10 protein-coding genes and 1 pseudogene are annotated in these 14724 nt (G+C 64.6%); 8 read left to right on the forward strand and 3 right to left on the reverse strand.

Annotated elements, in window-relative coordinates; all coding sequences use genetic code 11:
• Positions 1-63 precede the first annotated feature (63 nt).
• Together G5S35_RS23440 and G5S35_RS23445 are read right to left on the reverse strand one after the other, a co-directional pair.
• Positions 64-537, reverse strand: a complete 474-nt coding sequence (locus G5S35_RS23440) for a hypothetical protein (RefSeq protein ID WP_110326852.1) — start codon at positions 535-537, stop codon at positions 64-66.
• Positions 538-738: 201 nt separating this feature from the next.
• Complete coding sequence (locus tag G5S35_RS23445) at positions 739-1254, reverse strand: DUF2501 domain-containing protein (protein ID WP_183039112.1); 516 nt, start codon at positions 1252-1254, stop codon at positions 739-741.
• 739 nt (positions 1255-1993) lie between these two features.
• On the opposite strand from G5S35_RS23445, the gene G5S35_RS23450 reads away from it, so the two are divergent.
• The gene (locus G5S35_RS23450; protein WP_183039113.1) at positions 1994-3232 is read left to right on the forward strand and encodes a transposase; all 1239 of its coding nucleotides are present in this window, start codon (positions 1994-1996) and stop codon (positions 3230-3232) included.
• Between the two features lie 417 nt (positions 3233-3649).
• Here the strand turns inward: G5S35_RS23450 and G5S35_RS23455 are convergent, their stop codons facing one another.
• Positions 3650-5170, reverse strand: coding sequence for a mannose-1-phosphate guanylyltransferase/mannose-6-phosphate isomerase (locus G5S35_RS23455; protein ID WP_065065382.1), 1521 nt, complete (start codon positions 5168-5170; stop codon positions 3650-3652).
• A gap of 504 nt (positions 5171-5674) precedes the next feature.
• Here G5S35_RS23455 and G5S35_RS23460 point away from each other — a divergent pair.
• The 7 genes and pseudogenes from G5S35_RS23460 (at position 5675) to G5S35_RS23490 (ending at position 14722) form a co-directional block, all read left to right on the forward strand.
• Positions 5675-7054 (forward strand): undecaprenyl-phosphate glucose phosphotransferase, encoded by a 1380-nt coding sequence (locus G5S35_RS23460; RefSeq protein ID WP_065065477.1) that lies wholly within the window; start codon positions 5675-5677, stop codon positions 7052-7054.
• A gap of 77 nt (positions 7055-7131) precedes the next feature.
• Positions 7132-8550: a UDP-glucose dehydrogenase family protein gene (locus tag G5S35_RS23465; RefSeq protein ID WP_074982425.1), complete on the forward strand. Its 1419-nt coding sequence runs from the start codon at positions 7132-7134 to the stop codon at positions 8548-8550.
• A 43-nt stretch (positions 8551-8593) separates the two neighbouring features.
• Positions 8594-9043 carry an arsenate reductase/protein-tyrosine-phosphatase family protein gene (locus G5S35_RS23470; RefSeq protein WP_065065380.1) on the forward strand — a complete coding sequence of 150 codons (450 nt, stop codon included), beginning with the start codon at positions 8594-8596 and terminating at the stop codon, positions 9041-9043.
• On the forward strand, positions 9040-10212 hold the full coding sequence (locus G5S35_RS23475; protein ID WP_065065379.1) for a polysaccharide biosynthesis/export family protein: 1173 nt from the start codon (positions 9040-9042) through the stop codon (positions 10210-10212). Before G5S35_RS23470 ends, G5S35_RS23475 begins: the two co-directional genes overlap by 4 nt.
• 52 nt (positions 10213-10264) lie before the next feature.
• The gene (locus tag G5S35_RS23480) at positions 10265-12493 is read left to right on the forward strand and encodes a polysaccharide biosynthesis tyrosine autokinase (protein ID WP_065065378.1); all 2229 of its coding nucleotides are present in this window, start codon (positions 10265-10267) and stop codon (positions 12491-12493) included.
• Between the two features lie 17 nt (positions 12494-12510).
• Entirely contained in the window at positions 12511-13437 is a 927-nt protein-coding gene (locus tag G5S35_RS23485) for a glycosyltransferase family 2 protein (RefSeq protein WP_183039114.1), read from the forward strand.
• Positions 13438-13565: 128 nt separating this feature from the next.
• A pseudogene (locus G5S35_RS23490) lies at positions 13566-14722 on the forward strand (glycosyltransferase).
• The last annotated feature ends 2 nt before the right edge of the window (positions 14723-14724 follow it).

Genomic DNA, 14724 nt, shown 5'->3' on the forward strand with positions numbered 1-14724 from the left:
CGAGCCGCGCGGTTTGGCCCGGCCGTTTCGCGTGCATTCCTTTCACGCAAGAAAGATTGTTATTCAACCGCCGCACACGATGGCAGTGAGCAGTAGCGGCACGACCGAATGCACGGTGGCGTCGCTATCGGCTTCGCGTAGTCGCGTGCGTACCGATTCCGCCGGCGCCGACACTACGACGCCATAGAGCGGCGCAGGGATTTCCTTTCCGGCGCCGCGGCGGAATAAATCATCGTCCTGCGCATAACCGATCACGACATAAACCGGAAAGCCGAACGCGCTCAAACGGCTGCCGTGCACGGGTCGGAACGCATTCACCGAATTGGCTTCCACGCGGCTGGGCTGCGCTTCGATCGACTTTTCTTCAATCAGCGATGCAATAAATGCGTGGGGATTCGACTTGCAGTCGAAATGCTCGTCCTGCGGCTGCGCTTTGACGGAAAGCGGAACCAGCAGTGCGGCCAGCCCCGCGCATAAGGCGCAGACGAAGGCGAACCACGACAGCAAAGGGGCGAGGCGGGCGAGGCGCGGATTCATGGCATGAGCTCAGGACGCTTGAAAACCGTACAACTCATTCGACACCCAAACCGGGCCGGTGTTCAAGCGTTTCAAACCGTCGCGGCATACTAATTGCGCACTTCTGCGCCGCGCCGCACATTCTTGCAAAGAAGGTCCTGCGGCGCAGGCGGCCGCGTCGTGCGTGCACATGAGCGCGGCCGTCCGGCGTACGAGCGTCGATCAGAGCATCGACTTGGCCTGACTCAGGATCATGTCGCAAACCTGCTTCGTGGCGGCGTCCTTGAGGCCGCCGCCGGACAGGTCGAGCTTCTGACCGCTGCTTGTCGTGAGAATGCCGTTGCTGCCCTGCTGATAGCCGCTATCGCTGGTGGATGCGCCGCCGGGCAGTTTGCTGAGCAGCGAGTCTTTGACGTTGCTCGCGGCGTCGGCATTCAGGTAATTGTTCTTGATGCAGTATTGCAGCACACCCGTGACGTTGCCGAGACTGCCCGAGGTGACCGACGATCCCGAGAGGGAACTGCCGAGGCCGCCGAGGTTGCCGAGCGCGCCCGAAGTCGAACCGCTGTTGCCGCCCTGGTTGAGCAGATTGCCGAGCTGCGCCTGGGCGGCGCCCCACGGCGCGAGCAGCGCGGCGACGGCCACGCCGGCGGGTATCAGCAGTCGATGCAGTCGATGCAGTCGATGCAGTCGAAGCGGCCGGTGCGAGCCGGCGTTGCGCGGTGCTGATGTTTGCATACCCAGTTCTCCATGATGTTCGTGGCCTTCGTACTATAGACGGATTCGTTTCGCGGCTTTTCGAGCGTGGCCGCATGATTCCGGCGCGTCGAATTGCTTCCGGATTGCGTCCGGACGCATGTCACCGCGTTCGCATCAGGGTGATGAGTGCCGTGTTTCAATCTGTGCGGCATGATGTGCGCAGGTGCAACCCATCAAGCGCGGCGGTTTCATCGCCATGTCATTTGTTGCGGGCACAACATCGAAAAGAGAAAAGCGGGTGATGATGCAATTCGATTCGATTTAATTCGAATTCATTGAATTCGATTCAATTCGAATTAATGCATTGGCACACGAAGCGAGTCGTGAAAGAATCCGGTCGACGGGGCTGCCACGCGATGCGCGGATGAGGCGCTAAATTGCGTGCGATGGCAGAAAAACAGGGCGTTTTTAGCGAGCGGTAAGGCTGCAATTTGCCGCACAAAGCGATACTTTGTTTCTAACCGTAACACTTATTACGGGCCTCCTCATCGGCTGGTTTCAGGTGGTATGCTTCCTGCACAAATTCTCCCTTGCACGAGTGAGACCACGTTCTTTGCGTCAATACCGTGAACACGCGCACTGCCTTCGTGCAGTCGGTGACGCAAACGGACATGACATATAAACATATGGTGCAACCGAGCACGTCAACGCGAACAGCAAAGATTCGCGAGCGACGTCTCAGTCACTGCAGCCCCGGTCCGGCTGCGTGGAGAAAAGCATGAATTTCGATGAACTGAGCGACGACGAGTGGATGTTGGTGTCCTCGCTCGTATCCGATGAACCGCCTATTCGGCTCAACCGGCGCGGCCGCCCCCGCGCCGAGCCGCGTGTGGTCGCCAACGCCGTATTGTGGATTCTCACGACAGGTGAGTCCTGGTCGCGGCTGCCCGCGCGTTATCCGTCCGGACCGACATGCCGCCGCCGTTTCGAGGAATGGCACGTGACCGGCACGCTGGGCGAACTGGTCGCACTGCTTGCGCAGCGCGGGCGTAACTTCGTCTATGTGCCCGAGCCCGTGCCGGCCCAGCCGGTCGTGCAGGAGGCCCAGGCCGTTCAGGCCGTGGCCGTTGCGGTCGAGGAAGCTGTCGAGGACGACGGCCTGCCGGCCGTCTACTGGAAGAGCCCCGAGGCCTGGCAGGCGCCGGCTTCGATCGCCGAGACGCCGCTGGCCAATCCGATCGAGAGCATGACGCGCCAGCTCGCGCGTCTGGACGAAGCGATCACGAGTGCGCAGACGCACGCCACAACACGCAGCCAGCAGGCGCGTGCGGCGCAGCCTGCGCCAACGCGTCCGCGCGTGCCTGGCGCGGGCCTCGTGCCGCCCCAGGCAGACTCGAGCGCCACGGCCACGCGCGTGAGCATGCCGCTCGCGCAGAGCGCCGTTCGGACAGCTAACCAGGCCGCCATGCCCGTCGAAGCCCGCTTCGAAGAGGGTCTCGACGTCGACGCCGGTCCGCTCTGGACCAACGCCATCGTCGAAGCCACGCAGATCGTGGAATGGGACGGCTACGCCATGCACCTGAGCGTGGAAACGTCGCGCAACAATATGTACCGCGCGGCCGTGGAAATCCTCAAGGATGGCAAGCGTCTCGAACGTTCGGGGTTGATCGGGCCGCCGTTCGAAGACGCCGATAGCGCGCGCAATTTCGCATTCGACTGGGCCCGTCAATGGGTCGAGCGCGAAGGCGAAATCGAACCGGAGGCGGCCACGTCCGCGGCTGAACCGGGCAGCAGCGTCGCATCGGAAGCGGCTAGCGAAGCGGGCGCGCAAACCACGGCGCTGAGCACGACGCGAAGCACGAATGGCGTGATCACGCGCAGCGCGGCCGGCAGTGTGCGGCTGGCGCCCATGCAGCGTTTCACCGCGAGCACGCCCTTGCGTGCGAGCGTCGATCCCTGCGATTCCAGCGCCGAGCGCCGCGTGCACGTCTCGCGTTACCGCACGCATCTGGGCTAGTACCGTGTCAGACAGGCGCCGGCGCGCGTTCGACCGCGCGCCAGCCGCCACCGCGGAGCGATCCGCGCGTTCGCCTGGCTTCATTGCTGTAATCGCCGCTGCAATCGACGCTGCTATCAACTCAGTCATCGACGCCGCAATTGAATGCGTCGCGCGTGTCGTAGCACACTGCGTTGCGTACATGTCTCGCATCACCGTCTTTGGCAAAACGCCGTAGCAGCACGACCGTTCGTGATTCCGTTCGTTGGGCTGCTACAGCGTTTCGTCGTGTCTCCGCCATGGCAGGGCGTTCGGTTGTTGCCGACGCCCCGTCCTCGTTGCTGCCGCTGTTGCTTCTGTCACTTCTGTTGCTGCTGTCGCTATCCTGACCGCATGCCGCATGGCCGGTGCTTCAGCAGCACCGGCCATGCATGAGCATCACTGGCGTCCGTACACGTCTTCGAGACGCACGATGTCGTCTTCGCCGAGGTAGGAGCCCGACTGCACCTCGATGATTTCGAGCGGCATCTTGCCCGGATTCTCAAGTCGATGCGATACGCCGAGCGGAATGTACGCCGATTCGTTCTCCGAAACGATGAAGCGTTCCTCGCCGCGCGTGACGAGCGCCGTGCCGCGCACGACGACCCAATGTTCGGCGCGATGATGGTGCATCTGCAGTGACAGACGCGCGCCCGGCTCGACGACGATGCGCTTCACCTGGAAGCGTTCGCCGCTGTCGACGCTGTCGTAATGACCCCACGGACGATGCACGAGGCGGTGCGCCACGGCTTCGCTGCGGCGTTGCGTCTTCAGGCGCTGGACGATCTTCTTCACGTCCTGCGCGCGCGAACGGTCGGCCACGAGCACAGCGTCGGCGGTTTCGATCACCACCAGATTCTCGGTGCCCAGACACGCGATCAGGCGGCCGTCCGAATGCGCGAACGTGTCGTTGGCGCCTTCGAACATCACTTCGCCTTGCGCCACGTTGCCCGCGTCGTCCTTGTCGGAGACTTGCCAGACGGTGTCCCACGAACCGAGATCGGTCCAGCCCGCCGTGAGCGGCACGACCACGCCGCTCGCCACGCTCGGATCGCCCGAGAGCGGCTCCATCACCGCGTAGTCGATCGAATTCGCCGGCGAACGCTCGAAGGCTTCGCGGTCCACGCGGAAGAAGTCGCCATCGGACTTGCCGTGCTCGACGGCCGCCGTGCACGCTTCGTGAATCGCGGGGTGGAAGTGGCGAATGGCCTTGAGCCACGTGCTCGCGCGCACGATGAAGATGCCGCTGTTCCACCAATAGCGTTGCGACGAGACGTACTGCTGCGCCAGTTCGAAATAGGGCTTTTCGACGAAGCCGTTCAGGCGTCGCGCGCCTTGCTCTTCGCCGTTCGCGACCGGCTCGCCCACGTGAATGTAGCCGTAGCCCGTTTCGGGGCGCGTGGGCACGATGCCCATCGTCACGATCTGGCCGCTGGCCGCGTGGCGCACGCCGTCGGCGACCGCGGCCTGGAACGCATCGAGGTCGGCTAGCGCATGGTCGGCGGGCATCACGACGAGAATGCCGTCCTGCTGCTCGGCCACCACGGACAGCGCCGCGATGGTGAGCGCCGGCGCGGTGTCGCGCGCGAGCGGTTCGAGAATCAGCTTCGCTTCCTTGCCGGCCGCGCGCACCTGCTCGGCGGTCGTGAAGCGATGCTCCTCGTTGCACACGATCATCAACTTGTCGGCGAGCGTGACGCGCTCAGCGAGCGCATCGAGGCGGCTCGCGGTATTCGCGAGCAGCGACTGTTCGCCGACGAGGTTGATCATCTGCTTCGGGTACTGCTCGCGCGACAGCGGCCACAACCGCGAACCCGAGCCGCCCGCAAGCACCACGGGGCAGACTTGCAGCGCACTGCGTACCGCATTCTGCGGTTGATCCGCTCGCACCGTTGCCGTTGCGGAACCCGTATCCGTCATCTCGATCTCCTGAAAGGGGTTTCGGTTCTGCGATTTGTAGCATGCTTAAAATCAACAGAAATCACGCCGTAAAGAAGAAAATGAAAAATATTCGGATTAAATTAAAAGTCGGCTATTCGTCATAAATCGCTGCGCACAAAAATTCGAATAAAAAGAGGCGATATGCGCGTTGCACAGAAAAATAAATCGACGCAAAAGACGCGCGGAGCGGCAAATTTTGCCGCGAATTCGACCCCTCAACGGCCCGTCCGGCGTGGCTATCCGGCAATCGTTGCCGAAAAAATGCGCCAAAAACCCTATCGTTAGCAACGAAACATTTGGAGATACTTTTGTACCTTGCGCGCGGAATTTTTATCGCGCTTTATTAGGGTTTATTCGGATCCGTTTCATCAACGCCGGGGTAATCTGGCGTGAAATTCCCTGATTCCCGTCGTGCAGCCCGCAGTGCGCTATGGCGCAGAACGCGTGGCTGTCGTTTATTTTTTTCAACCCGAGGTGCCGGACATGCTGAGCGTTCTAGCGAGAATCATCGACGTTGCCGCCATCGCCGCAGGCGCGCTGCTGGCGGCTGCCTTGCACCACGGAAGGCTTGCGCCGCTGTCTGACCCGGAGAGCGTGGCGCTGGCGTTCAACTGCGTGCTGGCGATCTGGATGTTCCCCGCCTTCGGCATCTACCAGTCGTGGCGCGGCAAGTCGCTCTACGTGCTGTTCGCGCGTGTGTGCGCCGCGTGGGTCGCGGTGGAGTGCACGGGCATTCTGCTGAGCTTCAGCGTCCACCGTGCCGATTCGCTCTCGCGCATCTGGCTCGCATACTGGGTGGTCGCGTCGGTGGCGTTCCTGATCGTCTCGAAGGCGCTCGTGCATATGGTGCTGCGCGGTCTGCGCCGCGAAGGCTACAACCACAAGGCGGTGGCCGTGGTGGGCAGCCCGCGGTATGCGCGCTTTCTCGTCGAGCAGATGAAGAGCCGTCCCGAGGCGGGCTTTCATCCGGCGCTGGTGTTCGATGAGGACAGCGACGCGGACGGCGAAGCGTTCCTCGACGGCGTGCCGGTCGCGCGCGACCTGCAGTCGGTGATCGAGTTCGTACGCGAACACGACGTGCGCGAAATGTGGCTCGCGCTGCCCATCACCAAGGAGCGCACGATTCACCGCATCACGATGGCGCTGCGCAACGACTTCGTGAACATCCGCTTCATTCCGGACGTGCGCAGTCTCTCGTTCTTCAGCCAGCCCGTGGTCGATCTGCTCGGCGTGCCGGCGATCAATCTCGCGGCCTCGCCGGTCACGGATCTGCGCGTGATGCCCAAGCGCGTGTTCGACTTCCTGTTCGCGGGCTGCGTGCTGATCGCGCTCGCGCCGCTGTTCGCGGTGGTCGGCCTCGCGGTGAAGCTGACTTCGCGCGGTCCGGTGTTCTTCAAGCAGCGCCGCAAGGGGCTCGACGGCAACGAGTTCGAGATCTACAAGTTCCGCTCGATGAAGGTGCATGCGGAAGTCGCGGGCCAGGTCACGCAGGCGCGCCGCGGCGATCCGCGCGTGACGCGCGTGGGCGCCTTCCTGCGTCGCACGAGCCTCGACGAACTGCCGCAATTCATCAACGTGCTCAAGGGCGAGATGTCGGTGGTCGGTCCGCGTCCGCACGCACTCGCGCACGACGACATCTACAAGGACCTCGTGCGCGGCTACATGGCGCGCTATCGCATCAAGCCGGGCATCACGGGCTGGGCGCAGGTCAACGGCTATCGCGGCGAAACCGACCGCGTGGAAAAAATGCGCGACCGCGTGCGCTTCGACCTGCATTACATGCAGCACTGGAGCTTCGCGCTCGATCTGCGCATCGTCGCCATGACCATGTGGAAAGGCTTCGCAGGACAGAACGCATATTGACGCGCGGCGGGCGCGCGGCGTGCTCATGACGCCGCGGCTCTCGCGAACACCAACAGGCAATTACATTTGAGGTGGGCATGAATCTGACGATCATTGGCAGCGGTTATGTGGGTCTCGTGACGGGCGCGTGTCTCGCCGACATCGGCAACGACGTGTTCTGTCTCGACGTGGACCAGCGCAAGATCGACCTGCTCAATCAGGGCGTCGTGCCGATTCACGAGCCGGGCCTTCAGGAAATCATCGAGCGCAATCGTCGCGCGCGCCGTCTGACGTTTTCGACCGATGTCGAAGCGGCTGTCGCGCACGGCGACGTGCAGTTCATCGCCGTGGGCACGCCGCCCGACGAAGACGGCTCTGCGGATCTGCAATACGTGCTGCAGGCGGCGCGCAACATCGGCCGTTCGATGACGGGCTTCAAGGTGATCGTCGACAAGTCGACGGTGCCGGTCGGCACCGCGGCGCTGGTGCGCGACGCGATCGCGTCCGAGCTGCGCAAGCGCGGCGAAAACCACATGTTCTCGGTGGTCTCGAACCCCGAGTTCCTGAAGGAAGGCGCGGCCGTGGAAGACTTCGCGCGCCCCGACCGCATCGTGCTGGGCTGCGACGAAGACGTGCCCGGCGAACGCGCGCGCGAACTCATGAAGCGCCTGTACGCGCCGTTCAACCGCAATCACGAACGCACGCTCTACATGGACGTGCATTCGGCGGAGTTCACGAAGTACGCGGCCAACGCCATGCTCGCCACGCGCATCTCGTTCATGAACGAACTGGCGAATCTCGCCGATCGCGTGGGCGCGGACATCGAAGCGGTGCGTCGCGGCATCGGTTCCGATCCGCGTATCGGTTACGACTTCCTGTACGCGGGCTGCGGTTACGGCGGCTCGTGCTTCCCGAAGGACGTCAAGGCGCTGATGCGCACCGCTGAAGATTTCGGCGAGCCGCTGCAGATCCTGCGCGCGGTCGAGAACGTCAACGAAGGGCAGAAACAGGTGCTCGCGCAGAAGATCGTCACGCGCTTCGGCTCCGATCTCACGGGCCGCACGTTCGGTCTCTGGGGCCTCGCTTTCAAGCCGAACACCGACGACATGCGCGAAGCGCCGAGCCGCACGCTGATCGCCGAATTGCTCGCGCGCGGCGCGCGCGTGGTCGCGTACGACCCGGTCGCGATCAAGGAAGCGCAGCGCGTGATCGAACTCGACTTCGCGAAGACGCCCGAGCAGCTCGAACGCCTGAGCTATGCGCAGGATGCGATGGAAGCCGCCAACGGCGCGGACGCGCTGGTGGTCGCGACCGAATGGAAGGTCTTCAAGGCGCCCGATTTCGAAACGCTGAAGTCGCAGCTGAAAACGCCGATCGTGTTCGACGGCCGCAATCTGTACGACCCGCCCGCGCTGCAGGAACTCGGTTTCGAGTATCACGCGGTGGGTCGCGCGAGCGCCACGCAGGCGAGCCGCGCGCGTGCCGAAGCCGTCACGCAGACGCGTGTCACGGCCTGATCGCCGGCACACGCTGCAAGCCGCAACAAGGAGCCATACGGCCATGTTCAACGACGTATTGATCGTCTGTCACGCGAACGTCTGCCGCTCACCGGCGGCGGAGCAGCTGTTTCGCGCGGGCCTTCGCGAGCACGCGAAAGCGCATGCAGGCGCGTTTCACTCGGCGGGCCTGCGGGCGCTCGACGGCGAGGACATGGATCCGGTGATGCAGCGACTGCTCGCGGAGCGCGGCGTGGATGTGGGCGAACACCGCTCGCGCCGCCTCACGAGCCAGCTCGTGCGCGCCGCCGATCTCGTGCTCGTCACGGAGCGCCGCCAGGTGGCGGCCGTGGAGCGCATCGAGCCGACCGCGCGCGGGAAGGTGTTCGCGCTGGGCAATTGGGAGAACTCGGACGTTTCCGATCCGCACGGCCTCGACGAAGCCGCGTATCGCGAGAGTCTCGAATTGATGGATCGTCTGGTTAAGGGGTGGCTAAGCCGAATATGCCAATGAAGAAACTCAATCTGATGACCGTGCTGGCGTTGAGCGCCTTCGTTTCCGCGTGCGCGACCGCACCGGGCAATTATCTCGACACGTCGAGCCTGAAAGAGCAGCCGAACAATCAGCCGCAACAGCAGTACGACGTGCATCTGATCACCTCGCAGCTCGTCCTGCAGCAGGCCCAGGCCGCCGCGGGCGTGCAGGTCGATCTGCCGCCCGCGAAGTACGCCAATGCCGCCGATTACACGTATCACATCGCGCCGCAGGACATTCTCGGCGTGACGGTCTACGACCACCCGGAAATCTCGACGCCGCAAGGCTCGACGTTCTCGCAGGGCGGCAACACCACGCAGACCGTGGGGCAGACACTCACGCAGCCGTACACCAACGCGCTGTCCGGCGAGTCCGATCCGTACGGTCAGACCGTGGCGAAGGACGGCACGATCTACTTCCCGTTCGTCGGCCGCGTGATGGCGGCGGGCAAGACGCCGGGGCAGCTGCGCGATCGCCTCGCGTCGGGCCTCGGTCCGTATATCAAGAATCCGCAGGTGGACGTGCGCGTGCTCGCCTACCGCAGCCAGAAAATCCAGGTGACCGGCGACGTGAAGACGCCGGGCCCGCTCGCCATGAGCGACGTGCCGCTGTCGCTCGTCGACGCGATCACGCGCTCGGGCGGCACCACCGACAACGCCGACATCAACCGCGTGCGCCTCACGCGCAACGGCAAGCTCTATGTGCTCGACGCGAACCGCATGCTCGATTCGGGCGACGCGACGCAGAACGTGATGCTCCAGGACGGCGACATCATCAACGTGCCGGACCGTTCGGATAGCCGCATATTCGTGATGGGCGAAGTGAAGACGCCGATCCAGACCGGCATGATTCGCGGCAAGCTGACGATCGCCGACGCGCTCACGTCCGCCGGCGGCATTCTCGACACCGACGCGAATCCGCGCCAGATCTTCGTGATGCGCGGCATGAAGGACAACCCGACGCAGCCCGAGATCTATCGTCTCGACATGACGAAGCCGGACGCGATCATGCTGTCGTCGCAATTCCAGCTCAAGCCGATGGATGTCGTGTACGTCGGTACGGCGGCCTCGACGACCTTCAACCGCTTGCTGCAGCAGGTCCTGCCAACGGTCCAGACGGTCTTCTACCTGAAGCAGATCACGCGCTAAGGGCGTGAGGTCTTTCCTCCCACGCAACACGATTTAAAACGGGATCGAAAACGTGAGCATTCAAGCCAACAGTCAGGCGGCCCCGGCGGCCCGCACAGAGGAAGAGGACGTCGTCCTCGGCCAGTTGCTGCGCGTCATCATCGACGACATCGGCTGGCTCATCGCGATCGCGGCCGTGGTGGTCGGCTGCGCCGTGTTCTACTGCTACGTGGCCAAACCGGTCTACACCGCGGACACGCAAGTGCGCGTGGAGCAGGCCGATTACACGTCGCAGGCGCTCACGCAAACGCAGTCGGGCGCCAACATCACCAACGGCCAGCAGGGCTCGCTGCCGACGGACGCTGAAATCCAGATGATCCAGAGCCGCAGCGTGCTCGAGCCGGTGGTGCAGCAGTTCAAGCTGAACTACTCGGTCTCGCCGGTCACGCTGCCGGTGATCGGCAGTCTCGCCGCGCGTCTCGCGACGCCGGGCAACCCCGCGCGTCCGTGGTTCGGTCTGACGAGCTACGCATGGGGCGGCGAAGTGGCGACTGTCGATTCGATCGACGTCGCGCCCGAACTCGAAGGCAAGAAGCTCACGTTGACGGCGCTCGACGACAACCGCTTCGTGATTTCCGGTCCCGACGGCGGCCGTCTCGTCGAAGGCACGGTCGGCCAGCAGGTGCAGGGCGGCGGCGTGACGATGCTCGTGAGCGCGCTGAAGGCGCGTCCCGGCACGCGCTTCACGGTCGTGCGCATGAACGATCTGGACGCCGTCACGGCGTTCCAGAACGCCATCAAGGTGCAGGAGCAGGGCAAGCAGACGGGCGTGATCGACATCTCGCTCGAAGACAACGATCCGGAGCACGCCGCCGCCGTGGCGAACGCGGTTGCGCAGTCGTATCTGCGCGAGCACGTGGCCACCAAGCAGGCCGACGCGAGCAAGATGCTCGACTTCCTGCGCAGCGAGCAGCCGCGCCTGAAGTCCGATCTGGAAAACGCCGAAGCCGCGCTGACCGCGTATCAAAGCAAGTCGGGTTCGATCAACGCCAGCGACGAAGCGAAGATCTATCTCGATGGCAGCGTGCAGTACGAGCAGCAGATTTCCGCGCTGCAATTGCAGATCGCTTCGCTGCAACAGCGTTTCGGCGACCAGCATCCGGTGCTGATCGCGGCGCGCCAGCAGCTCGCGCAACTGCAGGGCGAGCGCGCCAAGTACGACACCAAGTTCCGCGATCTGCCCGCGACCGAAGTGAAGGCCGTGCAGCTCCAGCGCGACGCCAAGGTGGCGGAAGACATCTACGTGCTGCTGCTGAACCGCATTCAGGAACTCTCGGTGCAGCGCGTGGGCACGGGCGGCAACGTGCATATCGTCGATCCGGCGATGCGTCCGGGCAAGCCGTCGAAGCCCAAGAAGCTGCTGATCGTTTCGGCGGCCGCGATGCTCGGCCTGATTCTCGGCACCGGCTTCGTGCTGATGCGCCGGAACATGTTCAAGGGCATCGTCGATCCGGACGTGATCGAACGCACGTTCCAGCTTCCCGTCTACGGTCTCGTGCCGCTCTCGGCCGAACAGACGGCGCTCGAAAAGCGCGCGCCGGTGCGCGGCGGCACGCGTCTGCGCGAAGTGCTCGCGAGCGCCGCGCCGAAGGATCTCACGGTCGAAAGCCTGCGTTCGCTGCGCACCTCGCTGCAGTTCAGCGTGATGGACGCGCGCAATCGCGTGGTCGTGCTCACGGGTTCGGTGCCGGGCGTCGGCAAGAGCTTCATGACCGCCAACCTTGCTGTGCTGCTCGCGCATTCGGGCAAGCGCGTGCTGATGATCGACGGTGACATGCGCCGCGGCGCGCTTGAGCGCTATCTCGGCGGCCCGCAGGACAACGGTTTCTCCGAACTGCTCTCGGGTCAGATCTCGCTCGACGAAGCGATTCGCGCGACCGAAGTGGACAACCTGCACTTCATCTCGTGCGGCCGCCGTCCGCCGAATCCGTCCGAGCTGCTGATGTCGCCGCGTCTGGGCCAGTATCTCGACGGCCTCGCGAAGCGCTACGACATTCTGCTCGTCGATACGCCGCCGGTGCTGGCCGTGACCGATGCCGCGATCATCAGCGGTCACGCGGGATCGACCTTCCTCGTGCTGCGTTCGGGCATGCATACCGAAGGCGAAATCGCCGATACGCTCAAGCGTCTGCGCACCGCGGGCGTGCATGTGACGGGCGGCGTCTTCAACGGCGTGCCGGCGCGCGCGCGCGGCAGCTACGGCTATGGCTACAGCGCCGTGCAGGAATATCTGAGCGCCTGATGAAAGGGGAACACGCGATGAAAGTGACCGTGCTCGTACCGACGTACAGGCGTCCTGAAGATCTCTCGCGCTGCCTCTCGGCGTTGTTGCGCCAGGAACGCGCGCCCGATCAGATCGTGGTGGTGGCGCGCGCCGACGATGCCGCGACGCACGCGTGCCTCGCCGAACATGTGACGCCGCGCGTGCTCAACGTCGACGTGGCGAGCGTCGAGGAACCGGGTCAGGTGGCCGCGCTCAATCGCGGTCTCGAAGCGGCCACGGGCGACGTGATCGCGATCACCGACGACGACGCCGCGCCGCACGCCGACTGGGTCGCGCGCATCGCCGCGCATTTCGAGGCCGATGCGCAGCTCGGCGCGCTCGGCGGCCGCGACTGGGTTCACGAAGAAGGCCGCGTGCTTGACGGCGAGCGCCCGCTGGTGGGCCGCGTGCAGCGCTCGGGCCGCATCGTCGGCAATCATCATCTGGGCGTGGGCGAGGCGCGCGAAGTCGATCTGCTCAAGGGCGCGAACATGAGCTACCGGCGCGCGGCGATCGGCGGACTGCGTTTCGACCGCCGTCTGCGCGGCACGGGCGCGCAGACGCACAACGACATGGCGTTCAGCATGGGCGTGAAGCGCGCGGGCTGGAAGCTCGTCTACGACCCGCGCGTGGCTGTCGACCATTATCCGGCGCCGCGTCCGGGCGAGGATCCGCGCAATGCGCAGACGCTCGCGTCGATCCGCAACGCCGCGTTCAATTTCCATCTGATTTTGCGCAGCCATCTGCCGCCGCTGCATCGCGAGACGGCGTGGTGGTGGTGGACGCTGGTCGGCACGCGTGTTTATCCGGGGCTGCTGCATACGGGCCTGAGCGCGTTGCGCGCGGGCTCGCCCGGCGTCGCGTTCGCGCGCTGGCGCGCCGTGCGCGGCGGCGCGCGCGAGGCGCGTCGCGCGCCGGTCTGAACGACACGACACGCACCGAACGCTAAACGCGCAGACGGAACGCGCTACGCGGCGCGCGGCAGACATGCATCGGCATCGAAGCGCCGATTCGCCCGCGCGCCTGCAATCGAATTTACGGAGGACCTCGAATGAGCGGTACCCAAGTCCACGTGCACCTGTTTTACGGCGCCGATCCGCGCCGTTACCGAAAGGGCGAGAATATCGGTTGCCTGTACGGCTACCATCACGCGGAATCCGCGGAATTCGCTCTCAATTACGCCGAAGACGCGCGCGAAGGCACGCCGGTGCGTTTCGCGCGCCGCGCGCTGAAAGCGGCGCTCGGCTTCGATCTGATTCACGCGTGGCGCAATCGCCGCGCGATTCTCGACGCGGACGTGATCTGGACGCATACCGAGCAGGAGCATCTGGCCGTGGCCGCCGTGCTGCTGATGCATGCGAAGAAGGGCGGCGCGCGTCCGCTGCTGCTCGCGCAAAGCGTCTGGCTGCTCGACCGCTGGCCCGGTTACGGCGCGCTGCGTCGCGCCGCGTACCAGCGTCTGCTCAAGCGTGCCGATCTGCTGACCACGCTCGCGAGCGAGAACGCCGCGCTGTGCGGCGACTTCTTCGGCCGCGACGCGCGCCATGTGCTGTACGGCCTCAATACGCAGGACTTTCCGCTGCGTCCGCCGTCGCACTGGAAGCCGAATACGCCCGTGCGTATCGCGGGCATCGGCAACGATCGCGACCGCGACTGGACCACGCTCGCCGCCGCGCTCGGCAACGACGCGCGCTACCATGTGCGTATCGCCACGCGTCGCCGCATTCCCGCCGAAGTGCGCGCGCCGAACGTCGAAGTCGTGCGCGTCTCGGGCCTTCAGCAGCAGCACGCGCTCTATGAGTGGGCCGATATCATCGTCGTGCCGCTGCGTCCGAACACGCACGCCTCGGGCATCACGGTGATGCTCGAAGCCGCCGCAGTCGGCAAGCCAATGATCGTGACAAAAGTGGGCGCACTCGAAGATTATTTCGACGATAAGGCCGCGTACTACGTCGAGCCCTTCAACACGCAGCAGTTGCGCGACGCCGTGAACGCGCTCGTGGACGATCCGGCCCGCACGCTGGCGCAGGCGCGCGAGGCCTGCGAGCAATTGCAGACGCGCGACCTGACGACCGAGAACTTCGCCGTCAACATGCGCAACTCACGCGCGACATGCTGCGCGAGCGCGATCCGCGCGTTGCGCCGGCGAGCCGCGCGGATGGGGTGAGCAGTGCTCATGCGGCCGGCCAGATGCCGCGCGGGATGTAAGC

Origin of the sequence: Paraburkholderia tropica (assembly GCF_014171495.1) — a bacterium.
Taxonomy (GTDB): domain Bacteria; phylum Pseudomonadota; class Gammaproteobacteria; order Burkholderiales; family Burkholderiaceae; genus Paraburkholderia; species Paraburkholderia tropica.